The 22,689-nt window shown below is 71.5% G+C and carries 19 protein-coding genes; 14 read left to right on the top strand and 5 right to left on the bottom strand.

Annotated elements, in window-relative coordinates; all coding sequences use genetic code 11:
* The first annotated feature begins 46 nt into the window (after positions 1–46).
* On the top strand, positions 47–1,504 hold the full coding sequence (gene guaB1, locus ACFQ0P_RS01305; RefSeq protein ID WP_204979930.1) for a GMP reductase: 1,458 nt from the start codon (positions 47–49) through the stop codon (positions 1,502–1,504).
* 103 nt (positions 1,505–1,607) lie between these two features.
* Here the strand turns inward: guaB1 and ACFQ0P_RS01300 are convergent, their stop codons facing one another.
* A complete protein-coding gene (locus ACFQ0P_RS01300; RefSeq protein ID WP_204979929.1) occupies positions 1,608–2,561 on the bottom strand; it encodes a type IV toxin-antitoxin system AbiEi family antitoxin domain-containing protein in 954 nt (317 codons plus the stop codon).
* 310 nt (positions 2,562–2,871) lie between these two features.
* Here ACFQ0P_RS01300 and ACFQ0P_RS01295 point away from each other — a divergent pair, with 310 nt between their 5' ends.
* Both ACFQ0P_RS01295 and ACFQ0P_RS01290 read left to right on the top strand, forming a co-directional pair.
* A complete protein-coding gene (locus tag ACFQ0P_RS01295; protein WP_204981484.1) occupies positions 2,872–4,203 on the top strand; it encodes a hemolysin family protein in 1,332 nt (443 codons plus the stop codon).
* On the top strand, positions 4,200–5,261 hold the full coding sequence (locus ACFQ0P_RS01290; RefSeq protein WP_204979928.1) for a hemolysin family protein: 1,062 nt from the start codon (positions 4,200–4,202) through the stop codon (positions 5,259–5,261). The genes ACFQ0P_RS01295 and ACFQ0P_RS01290 overlap by 4 nt, the downstream gene beginning before the upstream one ends.
* 19 nt (positions 5,262–5,280) lie before the next feature.
* On the opposite strand, the gene ACFQ0P_RS01285 is transcribed toward ACFQ0P_RS01290, so the two are convergent.
* Entirely contained in the window at positions 5,281–6,345 is a 1,065-nt protein-coding gene (locus ACFQ0P_RS01285; protein WP_204979927.1) for an NADH:flavin oxidoreductase/NADH oxidase, read from the bottom strand.
* A 31-nt stretch (positions 6,346–6,376) separates the two neighbouring features.
* Here ACFQ0P_RS01285 and ACFQ0P_RS01280 point away from each other — a divergent pair, with 31 nt between their 5' ends.
* From ACFQ0P_RS01280 to ACFQ0P_RS01265, 4 genes are all read left to right on the top strand, one after another.
* Positions 6,377–7,207 carry an ADP-dependent NAD(P)H-hydrate dehydratase gene (locus tag ACFQ0P_RS01280; RefSeq protein ID WP_204979926.1) on the top strand — a complete coding sequence of 277 codons (831 nt, stop codon included), beginning with the start codon at positions 6,377–6,379 and terminating at the stop codon, positions 7,205–7,207.
* Positions 7,208–7,268: 61 nt separating this feature from the next.
* Positions 7,269–8,474, top strand: a complete 1,206-nt coding sequence (locus ACFQ0P_RS01275; RefSeq protein ID WP_204979925.1) for a hypothetical protein — start codon at positions 7,269–7,271, stop codon at positions 8,472–8,474.
* A 25-nt stretch (positions 8,475–8,499) separates the two neighbouring features.
* On the top strand, positions 8,500–8,814 hold the full coding sequence (locus ACFQ0P_RS01270; protein ID WP_204979924.1) for a thiamine-binding protein: 315 nt from the start codon (positions 8,500–8,502) through the stop codon (positions 8,812–8,814).
* 114 nt (positions 8,815–8,928) lie between these two features.
* The gene (locus ACFQ0P_RS01265) at positions 8,929–9,669 is read left to right on the top strand and encodes an NUDIX hydrolase (protein ID WP_204979923.1); all 741 of its coding nucleotides are present in this window, start codon (positions 8,929–8,931) and stop codon (positions 9,667–9,669) included.
* Between the two features lies 1 nt (position 9,670).
* Here the strand turns inward: ACFQ0P_RS01265 and metX are convergent, their stop codons facing one another.
* Positions 9,671–10,876 (bottom strand): homoserine O-acetyltransferase MetX, encoded by a 1,206-nt coding sequence (gene metX / locus ACFQ0P_RS01260; protein WP_204979922.1) that lies wholly within the window; start codon positions 10,874–10,876, stop codon positions 9,671–9,673.
* 188 nt (positions 10,877–11,064) lie between these two features.
* Positions 11,065–12,084: a DUF2332 family protein gene (locus tag ACFQ0P_RS01255; protein WP_204979921.1), complete on the bottom strand. Its 1,020-nt coding sequence runs from the start codon at positions 12,082–12,084 to the stop codon at positions 11,065–11,067.
* A gap of 171 nt (positions 12,085–12,255) precedes the next feature.
* On the opposite strand from ACFQ0P_RS01255, the gene ACFQ0P_RS01250 reads away from it, so the two are divergent.
* The gene (locus tag ACFQ0P_RS01250) at positions 12,256–12,621 is read left to right on the top strand and encodes a hypothetical protein (protein WP_204979920.1); all 366 of its coding nucleotides are present in this window, start codon (positions 12,256–12,258) and stop codon (positions 12,619–12,621) included.
* Positions 12,622–12,962: 341 nt separating this feature from the next.
* On the top strand, positions 12,963–13,907 hold the full coding sequence (locus ACFQ0P_RS01245; protein WP_204979919.1) for a hypothetical protein: 945 nt from the start codon (positions 12,963–12,965) through the stop codon (positions 13,905–13,907).
* Positions 13,908–13,964: 57 nt separating this feature from the next.
* Here ACFQ0P_RS01245 and ACFQ0P_RS01240 read toward each other — a convergent pair whose 3' ends face one another.
* On the bottom strand, positions 13,965–15,287 hold the full coding sequence (locus tag ACFQ0P_RS01240; RefSeq protein WP_204979918.1) for a bifunctional o-acetylhomoserine/o-acetylserine sulfhydrylase: 1,323 nt from the start codon (positions 15,285–15,287) through the stop codon (positions 13,965–13,967).
* 134 nt (positions 15,288–15,421) lie between these two features.
* On the opposite strand from ACFQ0P_RS01240, the gene ACFQ0P_RS01235 reads away from it, so the two are divergent.
* The 5 genes from ACFQ0P_RS01235 (at position 15,422) to ACFQ0P_RS01215 (ending at position 22,685) form a co-directional block, all read left to right on the top strand.
* Positions 15,422–16,213 (top strand): SDR family oxidoreductase, encoded by a 792-nt coding sequence (locus ACFQ0P_RS01235; RefSeq protein ID WP_204979917.1) that lies wholly within the window; start codon positions 15,422–15,424, stop codon positions 16,211–16,213.
* On the top strand, positions 16,210–17,163 hold the full coding sequence (locus ACFQ0P_RS01230; protein WP_378771088.1) for a metal-dependent hydrolase: 954 nt from the start codon (positions 16,210–16,212) through the stop codon (positions 17,161–17,163). The genes ACFQ0P_RS01235 and ACFQ0P_RS01230 overlap by 4 nt, the downstream gene beginning before the upstream one ends.
* On the top strand, positions 17,154–17,852 hold the full coding sequence (locus tag ACFQ0P_RS01225; protein ID WP_204979916.1) for a uracil-DNA glycosylase: 699 nt from the start codon (positions 17,154–17,156) through the stop codon (positions 17,850–17,852). The genes ACFQ0P_RS01230 and ACFQ0P_RS01225 overlap by 10 nt, the downstream gene beginning before the upstream one ends.
* 9 nt (positions 17,853–17,861) lie before the next feature.
* Positions 17,862–18,479, top strand: coding sequence for a GNAT family N-acetyltransferase (locus ACFQ0P_RS01220; protein ID WP_204979915.1), 618 nt, complete (start codon positions 17,862–17,864; stop codon positions 18,477–18,479).
* Positions 18,480–18,566: 87 nt separating this feature from the next.
* The gene (locus tag ACFQ0P_RS01215) at positions 18,567–22,685 is read left to right on the top strand and encodes a DUF7507 domain-containing protein (RefSeq protein WP_204979914.1); all 4,119 of its coding nucleotides are present in this window, start codon (positions 18,567–18,569) and stop codon (positions 22,683–22,685) included.
* The last annotated feature ends 4 nt before the right edge of the window (positions 22,686–22,689 follow it).

Below are 22,689 nucleotides of genomic sequence, written 5' to 3'. Positions count from 1 at the left end.
TCGCGCACCGCCTGGCGCACAGGAACTGTCAGTACGATTTCTCCACATGGAGTTCTACGGCGCTCAGCCCGATGTCGACCTCACCTACTCGGACGTCTTCCTCGTCCCCCGACGGTCCGAGATCACGAGCCGCCTCGACGTCGATCTGTCGCCCGGCGACGGCACCACCGCCACCGTTCCGCTCGTATCGGCGAACATGAACTCGGTCACCGGCGCGCGCCTGGCGGCGACCCTCGCCCGTCGCGGCGGGCTCGGGGTGCTCCCTCAGGACATGCCGCTGCAGGAGCTGGATGCCGCGATCCGCTGGGTCAAGGCCCAGCCGGTGCCGTGGGACACCCCCCTCGTCCTCCCGCCCGACGCGACGGTGGCCGATGCGGCGCGGCTGCTCCCGGCGACCGAGGGCCACGGCATCGTCGTGGCCGACGCGTCGTCGGGCCGTGTCGACGTCGTCGACATCCTCGGCGTGGTGCCCGCCACGCGCCTGGGCACCGCTCTGCCGGACGCACGCCTCGGCGACCTCGCACGGGGGCGCGCCGCATCCGTCGACGCCGTCGACATCGAGAGCGCACGGCACGCGTTCGACGTCATCGTGGCCGCCGGCGCCGAGACGGTGTGCGTGGTCGACCACGGCCACCTCGTCGGCACGCTGTCGCGGCGCAGTGCGCTGCGCTCGACCCTCTACCGCCCCGCCGTCGACGCCTCGGGCCGCCTGATCGTCGCGGCGGCCGTCGGCATCAACGGCGACGTCGCCGCGAAGGCGAAGGCGCTCGCCTCCGCCGGCGTGGACGTGCTCGTCGTCGACACCGCCCACGGTCACCAGGAGGGGATGCTGCGCGCCCTCCGCGCCGTCGCGGATCTCGATCTCGGCATCCCGATCGCCGCGGGCAACATCGTCACCGCGGAGGGTGTGCACGACCTGGTGACGGCCGGCGCGAGCATCCTCAAGGTCGGCGTCGGACCGGGAGCCATGTGCACGACGCGCATGATGACGGCCGTCGGACGCCCGCAGTTCTCGGCCGTGCTGGAGACCGCCGAGGCCGCCCGGATCATGGGAGCCCACGTATGGGCGGACGGCGGGGTGCGGTATCCGCGCGACGTGGCCCTCGCGCTCGCGGCGGGCGCGGCATCCGTCATGATCGGCTCGTGGTTCGCGGGAACCATCGAGGCTCCCGGCGAGCTGCAGGTCGACGAGGCGGGACGCGCGTACAAGGAGTCGTGGGGCATGGCCTCGACGAAGGCCGTGCATGAGCGCTTCGGCCGCCTCGACCCGTACGAGCTGGCGCGCAAGGAGCTCTTCGCCGAGGGCATCTCGTCGTCGAAGATCTACCTCGACCCGCTGCGCCCCGGCCTCGAGGACCTGCTCGACATGATCACGTCCGGCGTGCGGTCGTCGTTCACCTACGCCGGAGCGTCCACCGTCGCGGAGTTCCGCGACCGCGCGCGCGTGGGCCTGCAGTCCGCGGCCGGGTACGAGGAGGGCAAGGCCCTCCCGGTCAGCTGGTAGCCCGACGGCGGGTGCGGGTCGGGGGGCGGGCTCGGCGATGCGCCCCTTCCCGCTGAATGCGCAGATGCAGCCGCGCACCGAAGGGCAAATCGCGCCGGGCCCGTCAGCGACCGGGCCGCGCTCGGCTGGCGGGTAGACCGTCACCGCGGAGGATGTCATACAGCCGGGCCGGCCGCTCCAGGTCGGGCGTGCGCCAGCGGCTGAGGGCACGCACCTGCCGACGGATCTGATCGCCGCGGTCTTTCTCGGCGAGGAGGGCTTGGCGGGGCGTCCGCCCGCGCAGCAGCCGGGGGTCGGTGTACTTCCCGGTGCCGTCGAACTCACCGGCATGGTGATGCTCGGGCCACCAGAAGTCGGTGAAGGCGCGGCCGCCGGGGAGGTGGATCGGATGCTGCAGCTCGGGCTCCGGGAAGCCCAGGGCGGCGATCAGCACCCGGCTGTGCGACTCGCGCACGCTGTCGGACCCGGGACGCGCGAAGGCCGCGACGCGCAGCACTCGCGCGCCGGCGCGTCCTGCGAAGGTCTCCGCCGCCCGGAGAAGGTCCGCGCTTGTAGCCAGCGCGCCTCCGGGCCGCCGCGTCCACAGAGCCTGGTCGGCCGCGACGACCCCGTCGAGGTAGCCGGTCGCGGCCAAGTCGATCGCCGTCCGGGTCGGCGTCGTCACGAAATGCCTCTGCCACACCGCGGCTTCCGAAGCGTCAATCGCGCGGCGGCGGCGTCGGATCACGCCCGAGTTGCCCATCGTGGTCTCACCGCCGATCTCCGCATAGTCGGGCCACGGGCCGATCCGGTCCATTCCGTGGAGTGCCGCAGCGGAGGTGTGTGAGAAGACGGCGCCGGGTGACATCCGCGCTGCGACCTCCCACACGAACTGCGCATGCCGGGCCATCGGGCTGAGCGCCGCCCACTCTTCGGCCGGCGCGAACGAGCCGCGGGTCACTCTCACGAGCACGCCCGCGCGCACCAGCCGTCCGATTCGCCGGTCTTCGGCGGCGGGGTCGAGGGCGTCTCCGCGGCGGACGATCGAGACGAGCGGTGGGGTGAGGAGCCACGACATGCATCAATGCTGTGCCGCGGCATCCTCTCGATTCTCCTATCGCACGAACCCGGTGGACGGCGAACGCCGCCCGCCCGCGGGGGAGGAGTCGAGCCTGACGGGCCGGGGCATCCGCTCGGGCGCGCATTCCGGCAACGTGCCTCGCTGCAACTGCGCACAGTGCGTCGACGTGCGCCTGGCGCGGGAGAGGACGGATGCCGCGGCGCGGCGCATCGGACTGCCTTAGACTTGTCGGCACGATGGACGACCCTCCTAGTTGCAGACGATCGCCCCACCGACCCGACTCCCGTTCGATCGGGGGTGACGCGTGATGGATTACGTCATGCTGGGCGTGGGGCTCCTGCTCACCGTCGGAACCGGACTCTTCGTCGCGAGCGAGTTCGCGCTGGTCAATCTCGACCGAGCCGATCTCGAAGCGCGACGGGCCGCCGGCGAATCGCGACTGTCGCTGACGATCAGCGCGCTGAAGATCACCTCGACCCATCTGTCGAGCGCGCAGCTGGGCATCACGCTGACCACCCTCCTCACCGGTTACACGATGGAGCCGGCCATCTCGAACCTGCTGCGCCCGGTGTTCACCGCATGGGGCCTGCCGCAGGGACTCGTGAGCCCGCTCGCCGTGTTCATCGCGGTCTCGATCGCGACGATCTTCTCGATGATCATCGGCGAGCTCGTCCCGAAGAACTTCGCGCTGGCGGTTCCCCGGCAGACCGCCAAGCTCGTGATGCCGTTCCAGGTGGCCTTCACCACCGTGTTCCGCCCGGCGATCTTCGTGCTCAACGGCAGCGCCAACGGCGTGCTGCGCTCCGTCGGCATCGAGCCGAAGGAGGAGCTCTCGGGCGCGCGCACGGCCGAGGAGCTCTCGAGCCTGGTGAGGCGCTCCGCGAGCGCCGGGGTCCTCGAGGAGGACACCGCGTCGCTGCTCGACCGCAGCCTCACCTTCTCCCGTCTCAGCGCGGCCGACGTCATGACCCCGCGCCCCAGCATCCACGCCGTCGCGGCGGCCGACTCCGCTGAAGACGTGATCCAGCTCGCCCGGCGCACCGGCCACAGCCGGTTCCCGGTGTACGACGACTCGATGGACGACATCACGGGCATCGTCCACCTCAAGGCGGCCGTCGGCGTGCCGCGCGACCGTCGCCGCGACGTCCCGGCGGGTGCGCTCGCGACCGAGCCGCTGCGGGTGCCCGAGGCCGTCCACCTCGACGCGCTGGTCTCGGAGCTGCGGGCCCGCGGGTACCAGATGGCCGTCGTGGTCGACGAGTACGGCGGCACGGCCGGCGTCGTCACGCTCGAGGACCTGGTCGAGGAGATCGTCGGCGAGGTGCTCGACGAGCACGACCGCCGGCGCGCGGGGATCGTGCGCGTGGAGGACACCGTGCTCTTCCCCGGCGAGCTGCGGCCCGACGAGGTGCTCGACCGCACCGGCATCCGCATTCCCGAGGGCGACGTGTACGACACCGTCGGCGGCTACATCATGAGCGTGCTCGAACGGATCCCCGTGGTCGGCGACCGCATCGAGACGGAGGACGGCACGATCGAGGTGCAGCGGATGGATGGGCGCCGCGTCGATCGCGTGCGCTTCATCCCCACGCCGATGCCGCACGAAGCGGCCGCGGCCGAGGGGGGTGAGTCCCGATGAACGATTGGGCGGGAATCGCCTGGCTCGTGGTGCTGCTGATCGCGAACGCGTTCTTCGTCGGCGCGGAGTTCGCCGTCATCTCGGCCCGCCGCTCGCAGATCGAGCCGCTGGCCGAGAAGGGCTCGCGCTCGGCCAAGACCGCGCTCTACGCGATGGAGCACGCGACGCTCATGCTCGCGACCAGCCAGCTCGGCATCACGATCTGCTCGCTGCTGATCCTGAACGTCTCGGAGCCCGCGATCCATCACCTGCTGGCGGAGCCGCTGGGTCTCACGGGCTGGTCCGAAGCCGCGGTCGACACCGTCGCCTTCGTGATCGCCCTGCTGCTCGTGTCGTACCTGCACGTGGTGTTCGGCGAGATGGTGCCGAAGAACCTCGCGTTCTCGGTGCCCGACCGTGCCGTGCTCATGCTCGCGACCCCGCTCGTGTGGGTGTCGAAGGTGTTCCATCCCGTGATCGTGACGCTGAACTGGATCGCGAACCACATCGTCCGTCTCTTCCGCGTCGAGCCGAAGGACGAGGCCGCCTCGACGTTCACGCTCGAGGAAGTCGCCACGATCGTGAACCAGTCGCGCATCGAGGGAGTCCTCGACGATCTCGCCGGCACCGTTGCGGCCGCCGTCGAGTTCACGGACAAGAAGGCCGCCGACATCGCCGTCCCGCTGGCGGACCTCGTGACCCTGCCCGAGTCGACGACGCCCGACGAGATCGAGCGCGCCGTGTCCAAGCACGGGTTCTCGCGCTACGTCATCGTCGACGCCGACGGCGCGCCGCTCGGGTACGTCCACCTGAAGGACGTGCTGCGGGCGGCGGAGGGACCGGATGCCACCGCCGACGTGGTGCGGCCGATCCCGCCGAAGCGCATCCACCACATGGTGCCCGTCCTGGAGACGACCGATCTGGAGGATGCGCTGGCGGTGATGCGCCGGGCCGGACGCCACCTCGCTCAGGTGCGCAACCAGGCGGGCGAGACCACGGCGGTGCTCTTCCTCGAGGACATCATCGAGGAGCTCATCGGCGAGGTGCAGGACGCGACGCGTCGCGGCCTCGGGAGGTGACGCCGGTGGATGCCGCGGCTCAGCGCCGTGCGCGGAGGTACTGCGCGGGCCAGTAGTCGATGTCGGCGCCGAGCTCGGTCGCCGCCCGCAGGGCGTAGTGCGGGTCGCGGAGCCACTCTCGGCCCGACATGACGGCGTCGGCGTCGCCGGCGGCCAGGATGCGCTCGGCCTGGGCGGCGTCGTCGATCATGCCGACCGCGCTCACGGCGACCCCGGCCGTCCGGCGCACGTGCGCGGCCAGGTCGACCTGATAGCCGGGACCCGTCGTGATCCGCTGATGGGCGACGAGGCCGCCGCTGGAGATGTCGAAGAGGTCCACGCCGCGCTCGGCCGCCCAGCCGGCGACGGTCGCCGTCTGCTCGACATCCCATCCGCCGTCGGCCCAGTCCGTGGCGGAGAACCGCACCAGGAGCGGGACGGCGGGCGCGGCATCCCTCACCGACTCGATGACGCGCAGGAGCAGCCGCGCGCGGTTCTCGAGAGAGCCGCCGTACTCGTCCTCGCGCCGGTTCGACAGGGGCGAGAGGAACTGGTGCAGAAGGTATCCGTGGGCCGCGTGGATCTCGAGCACCTGGAATCCGGCCTCGATCGCGCGGCGCGCGGCGCTGCCGAAGTCGGCGACGACGCGGTCGATGCCGGCGGCGTCCAGGGCGATCGGCTCGGCATAGCCGTCGAACGCGATCGTCGAGGGGGCGACGGTGGTCCAGCCGCCGTCGGCTTCGGCGACGGTGCCGCGGCGTCCCGAGAACGGCGACCACGTCGACGCCTTGCGGCCCGCGTGGGCGAGCTGCACGCCGGCCACCGCGCCGCGGGCACGGAGAGCGGCGACGATCGGCCGCCACGCGTCGCGCTGCTCGTCGTTCCAGAGCCCGGTGTCCTCGGGCGAGATGCGCGCCTCCGGTGAGACCGCGGTCGCCTCGGTGATCACGAGCCCGGCGCCGCCGGATGCGAACTGCGCCAGATGGGTGTGGTGCCACTCCTGCGGCACCCCCTCGACGGCGCTGTACTGGCACATCGGCGCCACCCAGAGCCGGTTGCGCACGGTGACGTCGCGCAGCGAGAGGGGGGTGAAGAGCCTGGTCATGTGGGGGAGTCTCCGCGGGTAGGGTGGCGCCATGACCCGGTCTTGGGCGGCGGCGGACGCCGGACGCGTCCTGCGGAGGCCAACGGCCTCGGACGACAAGTATTCCCGTGGGGTGCTCGGCATCCGCACCGGCTCGGACGACTACCCCGGCGCGGCGGTGCTCGGCGTCGAGGCGGCGTGGCGCACCGGGCTCGGGATGGTGCGCTACCTCGGCGCGGAGCGGCCGACGGCGCTCGTGCTCGCGCGCAGACCGGAGACGGTGGCCGCCGACGGGCGCGTGCAGGCGTGGCTGATCGGGTCGGGCACCGACGCGCGCAGCCGCTCGTCCGCCGAGACCGACGCGCTGCGTGGCCTGCTGCACGGCGAGGTGCCTGTCGTGGTCGACGCGGGGGCGCTCGACCTCGCGGTCGGCGCGACCGCTCCCCGCATCCTCACGCCGCACGACCGTGAGCACGCCCGGCTGCGCGAGGCCCTCGGCCTCGGATCCGACTCCTCCGACCGTGTCGCCGCGACGCGCGAGACCGCCGCCGCGACGGGCGCGGTCGTCCTCCTCAAGGGTGCGACGACGGTGGTCGCGACGCCCGACGGCGACGTGATCGAGGTGTCGGCGGGCACGCCGTGGCTGGCGACCGCGGGGACGGGCGACGTGCTGGGGGGCGTCATCGGCGCGCTGGTCGCGTCGGCCGCCGCCCACGGAGAAGTGGATGCCTCGTCCCTCGCCGCGCTCGCCGCCTCCGGCGCGTGGCTGCACGGCCAGGCCGCGCGTCTCGCATCCGCCGCGCGGGACGGCGGCCCCGTCACCGCCCTGGACGTGGCGGAGGAGCTGCCGAGCGCGGTCGGCGCCTGCCTCGGCGCCGGGTGAGGCATCCGTCCCCCGCCCGGCGCGGGCCGGGGCCGCAGTGACGCGGAAATAGGATGACAGGATGTCGAGGCGCGCGGGGCTGTGGGGGGCGTTCGTGCTCGTCCACCTCGCGGTCGCGTGGCTGGGTTTCGTCCTGCCCAACAACCCGATGGGCGATGTCACGCTCGTGTACGAGCCGTGGGTGCGGGCCGCCGTGGAGGGCGGCTGGGTCATGGGCATCGCCGAGGACTGGGTGTATCCGCAGCTCGCGATGGTGCCGCTCGTGCTCGCGTTCGGGATCCACGGGCTCGGCGGATACCTGATCGCGTGGGCGATCCTGGTGACGGCCCTCGACGCCCTGGCGTTCGCGATGCTCGTCGGCCGCGGCAGGTCGATCGGCCGGACGGCCGCGGCGGCGTTCTGGCTCGCGTTCGCGCTGCTGCTCGGCCCCGTGGGGATGTACCGCCTCGACGCGATCACGGTGCCGCTGGCGATGGCGGGCGTGCTGTGGCTCGTGGGCAGGCCGCTCGTCGCGTCGATCCTGCTGTCGGTCGCGACCTGGATCAAGGTGTGGCCGGCGGCCCTGCTCGCCGCCGCGGTGATCGCGGTGCGACGGCGCATTTCCGTGCTCGCGGGCGCCGCGCTCGTGTCGGCGCTCACGCTCGTCGCGATCTTCGCCGCGGGAGGCGGCGCCCACGCGTTCGGGTTCGTCGCCGGGCAGACCGGCCGGGGCCTGCAGCTCGAGGCTCCGGTCGCGGGCTGGTACCTCTGGCAGGCCGTGGCGGGCGTGGAGGGGGCATCGGTCTTCTACGACGTCGACATCCTGACGTTCCAGGTGACCGGTCCGGGAGTGGATGCCGTGATCGCGGCGATGACGCCGCTCCTCGCGGTCGCGGTGATCGCCGTCGCCGGCTTGGGGGCGCTCAAGGCCTGGCGCGGCGCGTCGTTCGCGTCCCTCTTCCCGCCGCTCGCTCTCGCCCTCGTGCTGGTCCTCATCGTCTTCAACAAGGTCGGTTCGCCGCAGTTCCAGACCTGGCTCATCGCGCCGATCGCGCTCGGGCTCGTGCTCGATCGCCGCCGCTGGCGCGCGCCCGCGATCGTCGCGCTCGGCGCGGCGCTGCTGACGCAGCTGGTCTACCCGCTGCTCTACGACCGGCTCATCGCCGCCGACCCGCTCGCCGCGACCGTGCTCACGCTTCGCAACCTGCTGCTGGTGGCGCTGCTCGCGTGGGCGGTCACTGCCGTCGCGTCGGTCCGCCGCGGCATCCTCGTTCGTCCATCCCGCTGAATCCATCCACCCACGGAGGTTCCTCATGCTCGTCGCCTTCTCCGTCGCTCCCAGCGGCACCGGCAACGCCGACGGCTCGGTGCACGACGCGGTCGCCGCCGCCGTGCGCGTCGTGCGCGACAGCGGGCTGCCGCATCGCACGACGTCGATGTTCACCGAGATCGAAGGGGAGTGGGACGAGGTCTTCGATGTCGTGCGCCGCGCCACCGATGCGGTGATGCCGTTCGGATCGCGCGTGTCGCTGGTGCTGAAGGCCGACATCCGTCCGGGCTGGACCGGCGAACTCGACGGCAAGGTCGAGCGCCTCGAGGCGGCGATCGAGGAGCACCGCGACGCGTGACGCCGGCGGGCGGGGCTCTTTCGTGGTCCTGCGACGGGCTCGGGCGTGCGTGACTCCGGCCCGGGGCATCGGCCCAGGGACGGCAGGTCGACCGGCCCGGCCTAGAGTGGTCGGGTGCCGGAGGAGACCCCCGCAGACCGCGCCGCGCGCGCCGTCGCCGACTCGATCGCCGAGGCCCGCGACCGCACCGCGGCGGACGCGTCGGATCCCGACATCCCCGTCGCCGCCACGGTCGTGCTTCTGCGCGATGGGGCCGAGGGTCCTGAAGTCCTGCTGCTCGAACGCCCCGAGCGCGGATCGTTCGCGGGAGCGTGGGTGTTCCCCGGGGGCAAGATCGAGGATGCCGACCGCGTCGAGGCCGAGGAGGGGTCCGCGCGCCGGGCAGCCGTGCGCGAAACCCGCGAGGAGACCGGCCTCGAGGTCGACCCCGGAGCGCTCGTCACCCTGTCGCGCTGGGACCCACCGCCGGGCATCGCGCTGCGCATCCGCACCTGGTTCTTCGTCGCCGAGGCACCGCCGGGCGACCTGCACCTGCAGCCCGACGAGGCCGTTGCGGCGGAGTGGGCGCAGCCGGCCGAGCTCCTCGCGCGGCACGGCCGCGGCGAGCTGACCCTCTACCCGCCGACCTGGGTCACGCTGCACGGGCTGACCGCGCACCCGGACGCGGCATCCGCGCTGTCGTCGGCGCGGCTCGCCGGCAGCGAGCACTTCGAGACCGTCGCACGACGCGGAGCCGAGGGGCCGATCCTGCTGTGGCAGGACGACGCCGAGTACGGACCGGATGCCGCAGCCGCGGCATCCCGTCACCGACTCGAGATCGGCGCGCTGCCGTGGCGGTACACGCGCGAGGGGTGAGTCAGGACTCGAGCAGCCGACGCACGTGCGCACCCACGCGGTGCGTCTCGATGAGGAACCCGTCGTGTCCGAAGTCGCTCGTGAGCACGACCGCGCCGTCGCCGTCGAGCGTGCGCCGGATGCCGCGCGCGATGCGATGCTGCCCCTCGATCGGGAAGAGGCGGTCGGTGTCGATGCCGAGCACGAGCGCCGTCGCGGTGACGCGCGCGAGGGCGTCCTCGATGCCGCCGCGGTCGCGGCCGACGTCGTGCGAGTTCATCGCCTCGACGAGCGCGATGTAGCTGTTCGCGTCGAAGCGGCGCGTGAACTTGTTGCCGTGGAAGTCGAGGTACGACTCGACCGCGAACCGCCCGCCGTGCCCGAGCGGACTGACGCCGGACTGCCACGACCGCTGGAATCGCTGGTTGAGCTCCGTGGGCGAGCGGTAGTTGAGCAGTGCCATGCGCCGCGCCAGTGCGAGGCCGCGGGACGGTCCGTCGCCGTCGGCCGCGTCGTAGTACTCGCCGCCCTGGAAGCGCGGGTCGATCCGGATCGCCTCGAGCTGCACCGAGTTGAGGGCGATCTGGTCGGCCGTGTTCACCGGAGGAGCCGACAGGATGCCGACCCGCTCGACGCGGTCGGCAAAGCCGACCGCCCACTCGAGCGCGTGCATGCCGCCCATCGACCCGCCCACGACCGCGGCCCACACGTCGATCCCGAGCGCGTCGGCCAGACGCACCTGCGCGGCGACCTGGTCGCGGATCGTGAGGTAGGGGAACCGCGACGCCCACTCGTAGCCGTCGGGCGCGATGCTCGCCGGACCCGTCGAGCCCTGGCATCCGCCGAGCATGTTCGGCGCCACCACGAACCAGCGGTCGGTGTCGATCGGGCCACCGGGGCCGACGATGTCGTCCCACCAGCCGGACGTCGGATGCCCCGGCCCGGCCGCCCCGCGCACGTGGCTGTCGCCCGTGAGCGCGTGGAGCACGAGCACGGCGTTGTCCCTCGCGGCATTGAGCTCGCCCCACGTCTCGAACGCGAGGCGGTACGCCGGAAGCTCGCCACCGCCCTCGGTGCGGAACGCCCCGAATGCCGCGAACTGGCGGTCGCCGACCGGGTCGCCGTCGCGCCACGCACCGGTCGCGGGCGGGCGACCGAGAAGCAGTCGGGCATCGGCCTCCGTCACCGGTGCCGACGGCACGGTGTCTTCGGAGGTCTGCCAGTCCATCCGCCCATTCTCGCCGGTGCGCGCGGGGGAGGCCCGACTGTTACGCGTGAAGAACGCGGGAGATTCTGGCCGACACGCCGGTGCGGGGCGGCCGAAACCGGCGTTTCTCCCGGCCGTTTGACGGGACGGGGGCGGGACCCGACTCGGCGACCCGCGGTGCGCGGCCGACTGCGGCCGATCCCACCGCCTCAGCCGCGGAACGGCGCTGTTTCGTACACCGCGCCGTGCTGCCCGGCGAGGGCGATCGGCCGGGCGTCCCAGGTCTGCACGAACCGGTGGTCGGTCGCCGTCCCCGGCGGCACGGCCGCGTCGATCTCGGGCAGCGTGCCCAGGGTCTCGTTGGACAGCCACACCACCCGCCGCCCGACCCGCTCGCCGAGCCCGGCCATGAGGTCGGCGAACTCGCGGCGGCCGTCGGCGTCGAGGTACAGCAGGACGGCGCTGTGGAACACGACGACCGTGGCGTCCGCGGGGGCGGAGGCGGCGGCCGCCGTCACGCGCTCGCGCAGGTCGCCGCGCTCGATCGTCGGCGGATCGGCGGCCACGATCGCCGCCGCGGCCCGCAGCCGGGCGACCCTCGCGTCGTGGTCGGGGCCGGGCCACACGAGCGTGGCGAGCCAGTCGACGGCGTCGGGGTCGGAGGCGTCGATCGGGTCGAGGTCGATCCCGCGCCGCCAGACGACGTCGGGGTGGCGGGCGGGGACGGATGCCTCGTCGTCGACGCGGCACGTCAGCACGACGTCGCTCGGCCCGGTCGCGGGGTCGACGCGCCGCGGGCCGGCGGGAGTGTCGTACTCGACGCTGTACCGGTCGGGGAAGAGGCACAGTCCGGCGGCGGCTCCGACCTCGAGCAGCGCCAGGGGACCGTCGATGCGGGACAGCGGCGGCAGCCAGGTCGCGCAGCGGTTGGCTTCGTTCGTCTGCACGGTCCGCGCGGCGCCCGTGGCGACGATGCGGTCCCAGTGCTCGAGCAGCCACGGACGCACCTCGTGGTAGGGGCTGAGCGCCGCGCCCTGCCAGCGGGCGGAGGCGAACACGAGGTTGGGCTGGCGCTTGGGCTGCGGCAGGGCGGCGAGGCGCGCGAGCACCTCGGGATCGCGCGCGATGCCGAGCGCCCAGTCCTCGTAGAGGGGCGACGTGCCCTGCGCCCAGCGGCGTCCGAAGTCGTCGTAGAAGGCGGCGACCCGCTCGCGCTCCTCGGTGCCCATGCCGTCACCCTACGGCGCGGGCGGGGTCGCCCGCATTCAACCTTTTCTCCTCGGTACCAAACTGCCGGCCGAGCACGACTCCCGCCGAACCGGGACTCGTCCCCGGAAGATTTCTCGATTCACGTAAGTTTCGATCTGGTTTGGTGTCTTGAAGAGGAAAGGAAGTTTCACATGTCGGTCGATGAAGCAGCGTGGTGCGAGCGGTTCTTGGCACGGGTGCACGACCTATCGTCGAGCACGGTGCTTCCCTTCGTGTGGGTCGCGGGGGCGGTGTTCCAGGATCGCTTTGCCGTCGTGATCTACCGGGAAGCGCGGTTGGATGCGCCTCTCGTCGGTCGCGTCTACGAGGCGGCGAATGAGATCGGGGCGTTTGAGGGATCGAGTCCCGAAGCGATCGCAGAGGCAGCGGTCGCGGGCGACATCACGGATCCGTCAGGCCCCGGCCTGCCTTCCCCCTGGCCATGGGCGCAGCACCTGGCCAGAACATCTGAGGCCATCGGCTGGCATGGGCCGATTCCACTGCCGAAGTCGAGATGAGGGCTGTTATCGAGACGGCAACGAAGTCGTTGTATTACAACGTCAGACTCAACGCGTCCCCTGGGGTTCTGACTACCTACTGCGTCAACGCCAACGGGGCTGATGCGTGCCCCTGGTGGGTGGACACCGCATTCGCGAACGGAAATCGACCTCCTGGCACGACGGCGGGGGCGGCGACGGCAACCGCTGGTGCGGAGCACGACCAACTATTCTCCGCCGCGTATACGCAGAGTCTTGCCTCTGACTGAAGATCCCCCGCGTCGGAAACGGCGTGGACGAAGAGCGTCAGGGACAGGGACCCGCGCGGGGCCGTGTCGCCGGGCCGGTCTAGCATCCGTGGAATGGACGTCATCGAGTACCTCATGACCGGAGACCCGGCGATCCGCTGGCAGGTGATGCGCGATCTCACCGACGCGTCGCCCGAGGCCGTCGCGGCCGAGCGGGAGAAGGTCGCCGCCGAGGGGTGGGGTGCTCGCATGCTCGCCGAGCAGGCCGACGACGGTCGCTGGGACGGCGGTACGTACCGACCCGGCTGGGTCGACGAGTCCCGGCCGTTCTTCGACGCGTGGACGGCGACGCACTTCTCCCTGCAGTCGCTCGTGGAGTTCGGGGTCGATCCGGCCGATCCGCGGGTGCAGCGCGCGGTGGGGCTCGTGCGCGACAACGTGCGGTGGGAGTACAACGACGAGTTGTACTTCGAGGGCGAGGCCGAGCCGTGCATCAACGGCATCGCCCTCGTGTCGGGCGCCTACTTCGGCCAGGCGGCAGGGCGGATCGCCGACACGCTTCTGGCGACCCAGCACATCGACGGCGGCTGGAACTGCTGGGAGGACGATGCCGCGACCCCCGGCTCGTTCCACTCCACCCTCTGCGCGCTCGAGGGGCTGTGGGCGTGGGAGCAGGCGACCGGCGGCACCGAGGCGATGCGCGACGCGCGCCGGCGCGGGGAGGAGTACCTCCTCGAGCGACAGCTCTTCCGGCGCAAGTCCGACGGCTCGATCATCGACCCCCGGTTCGCCATGACCTCGGTGCCGGGGCGCTGGTTCTACGACGTGCTGCGGGCGCTGGACTACTTCCGCCTCGCGCGCCCCGAGCGCGATCCGAGGTGCGCCGAGGCGGTCGAACTCATCCGGGCCAAGCGTCTCGACAACGGCCTGTTCCCGTTCGAGAACCACCATGAGGGGCCGATGCTGTTCGCCCTCGACGGCGAGCACGACGGATTCCCGAGCCGGTGGGTCACGCTGCGGGCGTTGCGGGTGCTGCGGTGGTGGGACGCCGGGGCATGACACGACGGATGCCCCGGCCGTGGTGGCCGAGGCATCCGTCGTGGTCGCGTGTCTGCGTCAGGCGCGAGCGGCTTCCGACACGCGTCGTGCGGCGGCGAGCGCCTGCTCGAGGTCCGCCTTGAGGTCTTCGACGTTCTCGAGGCCGACCGACAGGCGCACCAGGCCGGGCGTGACGCCGGTCGTGAGCTGCTGCTCGGGCGTGAGCTGCGAGTGGGTCGTCGAGGCCGGGTGGATGACGAGCGAGCGGACGTCGCCGATGTTGGCGAGGTGGCTGAACAGGGTGAGCGAGTTGACGAACTCGCGACCCGCTTCGACCCCTCCCTTGAGCTCGAACGACAACACCGCGCCGACGCCCTTGGGGGCGTAGGTGTTGGCCGCGGCGTACCAGGGCGAGGTGGGGAGGCCCGAGTAGTTCACCGACGCGACGTCGGACTGGTTCTCGAGCCACTCCGCGATCTCCTGCGCGTTCTGCACGTGACGCTCGATGCGCAGCGAGAGGGTCTCGATGCCCTGGATGAGCAGCCACGCGCTCTGCGGCGAGATGGCGGCACCCAGGTCGCGCAGCAGCTGCACGCGCGCCTTGATGATGTACGCGAGGCCGTCGCCGACGGCCGCCGTGTACGAGGCGCCGTGGTACGAGGGGTCCGGAACCGTGAGGCCGGGGAACTTGTCGACGTTCTCGGACCACGCGAAGGTTCCGCCGTCGACGATGACACCGCCGATGACGGTGCCGTGGCCGCCGAGGAACTTCGTGGCCGAGTGGATCACGATGTCGGCACCGTGCTCGAAGGGCTTGATCAGGTACGGGGTCGCGATGGTGTTGTCCACGATCAGCGGCAGGCCGTTCTCGTGGGCGACGTCGGCGACGGTCCGGATGTCGAGCACGTTGATCTTCGGGTTGCCGATGGTCTCGGCGAAGAAGAGCTTCGTGTTCGGGCGGACCGCAGCGCGCCACTCCTCGGGGTCGTCCTGGTTCTCGACGAAGGTCGTCTCGATGCCGAGCTTGGCGAGGGTGTACTTGAAGAGGTTGTAGGTGCCGCCGTAGATCGAGCTCGACGACACGATGTGGTCGCCGGCCTCGGCGATGTTGAGCACCGCGAAGGTCTCGGCGGCCTGGCCGCTGGCCACGAGGAGGGCGCCCGTGCCTCCCTCGAGCGCGGCGAGGCGCTCCTCGACGACGGCCTGCGTCGGGTTCTGGATGCGCGTGTAGATGTTGCCGAACTCGGCCAGCGCGAAGAGATTGGCAGCGTGGTCGGTGTTGTCGAACACGTACGACGTGGTCTGGTAGATCGGCGTCGCGCGGGCCTTCGTCACCGGGTCGGGCTGCGCGCCCGAGTGGATCTGCTTGGTCTCGAAACGCCAGTTCTCGGGTGCGGACATGGCTTGCTCCTGCGGGTTCGTGGGCGGAGGCGGCATCCTCCGACCGGTTCGACAGTACGGATGCCGCGTCCTGTCAACAACGAAAGGGAAATGTGACGTAACGTGCGGCGGCGGGGCCTGGGTAGCGTGGAGGGATGACGATGAGACGTGCAGTGGTGACCGGGGCGAGCTCGGGTATCGGGGAGGCGACGGCGCGCGCTCTGCGCGAGCGCGGATGGGAGGTCGTCGCGGTGGCCCGCCGCGCTGAGCGGCTCGCGGCCCTCGAGGCAGAGACCGGAGCCGTCGCGTTCGCCGCCGACCTCACCTCGGACGCCGACGTCGAGGCGCTCGCGGCGTTCCTCGAGGACCTCGGCCCGGTGCACTCGCTCGTGCACGTGGCGGGCGGCGCGCGCGGCACGGACCGCGTCGAGGACGGTCTGGTCGCCGACTGGCAGTGGATGTTCGACGTCAACGTGCTCTCGGCGCAGCGCGTCGTCGCGGCGCTCCTGCCGCACCTGCGGCGGGCCGCCGCGCAGGACGGCCACGCCGACACCCTCTTCGTCACCTCGACGGCCGCCCAGACGGCCTACGCGGGCGGCGCCGGTTACAACGCGGCGAAGGCGGGGGAGGCGATGGTCGCCCACGCGCTGCGGCTGGAGCTGAACGGCGAGCCGATCCGCGTCATCGAGATCGCGCCGGGGATGGTCCGTACCGAGGAGTTCACCGCGAACCGCCTCGGCGGCGACACGGCCGCCGCCGAGAAGGTCTACGAAGGGGTCGAGGCGCCGCTCACCGCCGAGGATGTCGCGGACGTCATCGCGTACGCGCTCGACGCACCGGGGCATGTGAATCTCGATCTCGTGACGATGCGGCCCGTGGCCCAGTCCGCACAGTTCCTGCTCGCCCGCGGACCGCTGCGTCCGCGCCTCGAGGGCGGGCACACGTGATCCCCGCGTCCGGAACCGTCGTCACCTTTCCGTCGGGCGCGACGACCTCGACCGGCACGGTGCTGCACACCGCCGACGCGGGTGAGGGTCGCACGGCGGTCGTGCTCGATACGACCGCCTTCCACCCCGTCGACACCGCGTGGCCGGACCAGCCGGCCGACCGCGGCGTGCTCGTGCGGGCGGGGGTCGCGCTGCCGATCGTCGACGCGGTGGTCGGGGCGATCCAGGGCGACGTGCTCCACCTCGGCCGTGACGTGCCGGTGCGGACCGGCACCGAGGGCTGGACGTTCGTGGTCGCCCACCTCGTCGAGACCGGCCCGTCCAGGGGCGAGGTGTCCGAGGGCACGGTGTCCGAGGGTGAGACCGTGCGCATCGAGGCGGATGCCGCGTACCGGACGGAGCTCTCCGCCGGTCACACGGCATGCCACCTGGCCTCGCTCGCCCTCGACGCCGCGCTCTCAGGCGCGTGGCGCAAGGACGTCCCGCTCGACGCGCTCGGTGCACCGGCGTTCGATGCCCTCGCGATCTCGGAGTCGCGGATCCTCCCGGACGGCTCGAGGGACGTCTACCGGATCGGGAAGTCGCTGCGACGCAAGGGCTTCGATCCCGACGCCCTCGCCGACCTCGACGGCGTCACCGCCCGCGCGAACGAACGACTCGCGGAGTGGATCGACGGCGGCGGCGAGGTGCGCATCGAGGCCGACGGGCCCGAACTGGCCGATCGCCGTACGTGGGTGTGCGCGCTCCCGGGTGCCGAGGTGCGCATCCCGTGCGGCGGTACGCACGTCTCGTCGCTCGCCGACCTCGCCGCCGTCACGGTCGCGCTCGACGTGCGCCCGGTCGACGGCGGACTCGAGCTCGTGATGACGACCGCCGCTCGTCGCCGCGCCGCCGGGGGCGGCGACGGCTCGGCCGGTGCGGCTGCTCCCCAGGACGCCGCATGGCGATGACCCTGCCCGAGCTCGCCGACGCAGGTCTCGTCGATCCGGCCTGGGCCGAAGCGCTCGCACCCGTCGCTCCCGACATCGCGGCGCTCGGCGACCGACTGCGCGCCGAGGTCGCCGCGGGCCGCTCCTACCTGCCCACCGGCGACCGGGTCCTCCGTGCGTTCCAGCGCCCGTTGTCGGGCGTGCGGGTGCTGATCGTCGGGCAGGACCCGTACCCGACGCCGGGGCATCCGATCGGGCTGTCCTTCGCCGTCGACGCGCACGTGCGGCCGCTGCCGCGGAGTCTGGCGAACATCTACCGCGAACTCGAGGCCGACCTCGGCGTGCCGCCCGCACCCCACGGCGACCTCTCGGCGTGGAGCGATCAGGGCGTCATGCTCCTCAACCGTGTGCTCACCGTCAGCCCCGGCCGCCCGGCATCCCATCGCGGATGGGGCTGGGAGCGCGTCACCGAGCACGCGATCGGCGCGCTGGTCGACCGCGGCGGGCCTCTCGTCGCGATCCTGTGGGGAAAGGATGCCGCGAACCTGCGTCCGCTCCTCGGGCAGACGCCGATCATCGAGTCCCCTCACCCTTCGCCCCTCTCGGCAAGCCGCGGATTCTTCGGCTCGCGACCGTTCTCGCGCGCGAACGAGCTGCTCGCGCGGCAGGGTGCCGATCCCGTCGACTGGGCCCTTCCGGCGGACGCGTAGGCTGGCGCAATGCTCGAGGAGGAATACGACCGGGACCGGCGCAGACTGCCCCGGCACCTGCGCCGCCAGCCCGAGCCGGAGCTTCCGTTCGCGTTCACGATCCGCCCGGTCGCCGACCGCGACATCCCCGACGTGCGCGAGATCTACAACTACTACGTGACCAACTCGGTGGTCACGTTCGACGAGAAGAAATGGTCGGTCGCGCAGTGGCGCGACAAGATGGCGCTCCTTCGCAAGCTGGATCTGCCCTTCCTGGTCGCCGAGTCGCCGACGGGGCAGATCCTGGGCTACGCGCTCGTGCAGCCGATGTCGAGCAAGTCGGCGTATCGGTACTCGGTCGAGAACTCGATCTACCTGGGGCAGGCGGCCGCCGGCAAAGGCCTCGGCAAGGCGCTCCTCGTCGCCCTCATCGCGGCGTGCGAGGAGAAGGGCATCCGGCAGATGGTCGCCGTCATCAGCGACAAGGGCGCCGAGGCATCCATCGCCCTCCACGAGCGCCTCGGCTTCGTCGAAGTCGGCCGCATGGGCCGCGTGGGGTTCAAGTTCGGACGCTGGCTCGGCACGATCTACCTGCAGAAGGAGCTCAAACCCGTCAAGAAGAAGAAGCGCGGCCTCTTCTCGCGGTGACCGGCCCGCTTCGCAGGGCTCGCGTGTGCGCTCCCCGCGACGAAAAAACTTGATGCGCGTTTCGGGGTTTGGTGACAGAGTGACCCCGTGAGGCACGGGAGGCCGCGGGCGCGCGTCGTGATCGCGGGCGCCCTCGCAACGCTCCTCACCGCGGGAGCCTTCGTCGCGCTGACTCCGTCCGCGGCGGTCGCGGCGGACCCGCTCCCGAATCCGGAGATCCCCGCTCAGTGCGGGCTGGGCGTCACGCTGGTGCTCGATGCGAGCGGATCCGTCCAGCAGTCCAACGCCGTCGGCGCGGTGCGATCGGCGGCGGAGGCGTTCCTCTCCGCTCTGTCCGACACGGGTTCGACCGCCCGCGTGATCCAGTTCGGCTCGCTCTCGCAGCAGCTCGCCCCCCGCGCGACCGTGGACGCTGCCAGTCTCGCGCCCGGCGGTGTGTTCCGCGGGGCTGTCGACGGGTACTACAACCCCATTCCCCCGAGACCGTCGAACGTCGAGATCAAGCGCTACAACTCCGGCAGCCCGTCGTCCGCGAGCAGCTGGTCGGCCGCGAACTCCAACACCCAGTACACCAACTGGGATCAGTCGCTCGCGCAGACGGCGACCGACGCGGGCGACCTCGTCGTGTACGTCACCGACGGCGACCCCACCGCCTACGACTTCAACCAGCCGGGCGACCCGTTCAGCCCCGGTCCGCCCCCCGATGTGGGCACCGGCACCGACCGCAACGCGCAGGTCGCGGCGGTCACTCTCGACCGCGCCGTGACCCGGGCCAACCAGGTCAAGCAGACCGGGGCTCGCGTGCTGGCGCTCGGAGTCGGCGAGGCGCTGCAGAACCAGGCGAGTGTCGATCGTCTCATCCAGATCTCCGGGCCCGACGTCGCGAGGACGGTGGGGGAGTTCGACATCGAGGTGACGGACGTCGCTCTGATCCGCGACTTCGACAACCTCGGCGACGCCGTTCGCGGACTCGTGCTCGAGCTGTGCTCGCCGTCCCTGACGATCCGCAAATTCGCGCAATCGGAGACGGATGCCGCCTACCTCCCGGCGGACGGCTGGCCGATGACCGTGACCCCGAGCGTTCCCGGCGGTTTCGACTGGATCCTGCCGAACGGCGCCACGGGTCCGTCCGCGACCGTCACGACCACGGGAGGCGGCTTCGCGCAGTTCCAGTGGGAGCCGCGGGATGAGACCGATCTTTCGGCCGCCGCCGTTTCCGAGCAGCTTCAAGCGGGGTTCAGTCCGGGCAGGCCGGGTCCTGCGAATGACTACCGCTGCGAATTCCGCAACGCCGACGGCGATGTCAGGGTGGTCACGGGTGAGCTCACCGACGGCGGCGCGACGGCGTCGTTCTCGCTGTCCGGCATCGGCGACGAGATAGGGACGTGCTCCGTCTACAACTCGTTCGACTACGCCCCGGAGATCGCGCTCACCAAGGTGAACAGTCCGACCAGCGTCCGCGGGGATCTCAGTCCGCCGGCCGTCGTGCGTTCCGACTACGTCGCCACGAACCCGGGCAACACACCGCTCGCCGCGGTGTCGATCTCGGACGACCGCTGCGCTCCGGTGGTCCAGGTGACGGCTCCGCCGCCGGACCAGGCGTTCAATGTGGGCGACGCGAATCGCAACGCGCTCCTCGATCCGGGCGAGTCCTGGGAGGCGTACTGCGACCGGGGGATCCGCACCTCCGGCACACAGGCCGTCGCCGGAACCAACATCGTGAACACCGCGGAGGTGCAGGGAACCGACCCCGCGGGCACCGTCGTCACCGACACGGCGACGGACGACGTCGACGCGTTCGTCCCCCTGATCGGCCTGACGAAGCTCGTCGACGGCGCGAAGTCCGTGACGATCGCGAGCGGCGCCTCGGTGGACTACACGTATGCGGTGGAGAACCTCGGCAACACCCCGCTCGCCCCGGTCGTCCTCGCCGACGACACGCCGCCCTGCGAGACTCCGACGCGGGGTGCGGACATCTCGGGGAACGGCGACGCCGTGCTCGATGTCGGAGAGACGTGGAGCTACTCGTGCTCGGCGTCGCCCACGACGGGGGTCGTCAACACGGCCACGGTCACGGGCGTCCCGCTCGACCCGACCACGGGTGCCGCCTTCCCATCGCCGAACCCCCTCGTCAGCGCCGTCGACACCGCCGAGGTCGTCGTCCTCGATCCGTCGCTCTCCCTCGTGAAGACGGTGGATCAGTCGGTGGTCTTCCCGGGCACCACGGTCACCTACAGCTATGCGGCCACCAACACGGGCAGCGCGGATCTGCGCAACGACACCGGAGACGCCGGCTGGGTCGCCGACGACAGGTGCGCGCCGGTCGCCCCGGTGCTCGCGGGTGCGTTCAACGTCGGCGACGTGAACACCGACGACCTCCTCAACCCCGGCGAGACGTGGTCGTTCACCTGCCAGACGGCGATCTCCGACCTCACCGTGAACATCGCCACGATCGTCGCCCAGCCGGTCGCAGGCGGCACTCCCGTCGGCTCGCCGCTCACACGGCGCGATGTCGCGATCGTCGAGATCGTGAGCCCGGGCATCGACATCGTGAAGACGGCGCTCGTCCCCGTCGTACTCGATCCCTCGGCCGATCCCCTCGCAGGTCCCGATTTCCCCACGCCTCGATCCGCCGAGTACCTCTATGAGGTGGAGAACACCGGTACCGTGCCGCTGCGCGACGTCGCGCCCACGGATGACCGGTGCGCGCCGTTGGTGCTCTCCAGCGGCGACACCGACGCCGACCTCGCACTGGATCCCTCGGAGGTGTGGGTGTACACGTGCAGCACACAGCTCTCGCGTGCACAGGCGACCCCTCCGCCCGTGGGTGCGGAGTCCGGACTCGTCACCAACACCGCCTCCGTCTCGGGCACGCCGTTCCTCCCCGAGGACCCGTCCGTCGAGGGGCCCGTGCAGACCGCCACCGACTCCGCACAGGTGCTCGTCATCCAGCCCGGCCTCTCGATCACGAAGACCGCCTCCGCGGACGCGGTCCGCGTGGGCACGGCCGTCACCTACACATTCGAGGTGACCAACACCGGCGATGTCGGACTCCTCGTCATTGGGCCCGCAGACGACAAGTGCTCGCCGCTCACCTTCGACGGGGGCGACACCAACGGAAACGACCTTCTCGACGGCGCGAACTCGGGGGCGCCCGAGACGTGGACGTACACGTGCACGCGCGCCCTCGGATTGCCGGCCGAACCGGACACGGCAGATGTCAACGAGGTGGCGGTCCTCGGGGTCGATCCGCTCGGCAACATCTACGGGGCGACGGACACCGCCGAGGTGGTGGTGCTCGATCCCGCGATCGCGCTCACGAAGTCCGTCAGCGACCATCTGGTCCTCGTGGGGAGTGAGGTCACCTACTCCTTCGGTGTCACCAACGTCGGGCGCAGCCCGGTCGCGGCCGACGACGTCCTGATCGACGTCACGCTGCTCGATGTCGCACAGCCTTCGCAGCCCTCCTGCGAGACTCCGAGCCTGGTCAGCAAGACCGGCGGGGATCAGGACGATGCGCTTCAGCGCGATCCGCCCGAGCTGTGGACGTACGACTGCACGGCCGTGGTGTCGGCGCCCACCCTGAACATTGCGGCGGTCATCGCGCTCGGCGGGTCGACGTTCGGGCTCGAGATCCCGGTTGCGGCCTTCGCGGGCGAGAGGGTCCAGACCTTCGATCCTCGGATCGAGGTGACCAAGACGGCGAATCCCACCACGACCACCCCCGGCGGCCGGGTCACGTACACCTATGAGGTGCGCAACACGGGCGATGTGCCGCTGGCGGGCGTCGCCGAGCGGATCGCCGACGACACGTGCTCACCGGTCGGCTACGTCTCGGGAGACATCGACGGGGACGGCCTGCTGGACACGCCGAACAGCATCTTCGAGGACTCGCTCGATGAGACCTGGGTCTTCACGTGCTCCACGACGGTGCGGGTCACGACGGTCAACACGGTGGTGGTCACCGGGACGGCTGTCGATTCCACCGGTGAACCGCTCTGCGACACCCCGGTGGCGGCGGTGGAGAACGGGCCGACCTGCGAGCCGACGGATCAGGCGCAGGCGATCGTGAAGGTGTCGGCGATCTCTCCGCTCCCGCCCACAGGCGGCACGATCATGTGGTCCTTGCTGGCGCTCGGCGGAGTGCTTGCGGCCCTGGGAGCGGCGCTCGTGCGGGTGTCGCGGAGAGCGCGGAGCATCATCTGAGTCA

Source organism: Microbacterium insulae (assembly GCF_042677065.1).
GTDB lineage: Bacteria > Actinomycetota > Actinomycetes > Actinomycetales > Microbacteriaceae > Microbacterium > Microbacterium insulae.
The sequence above is the reverse complement of the archived record's forward strand: the minus strand, read 5'-3'. Positions and strand labels throughout refer to the sequence as shown.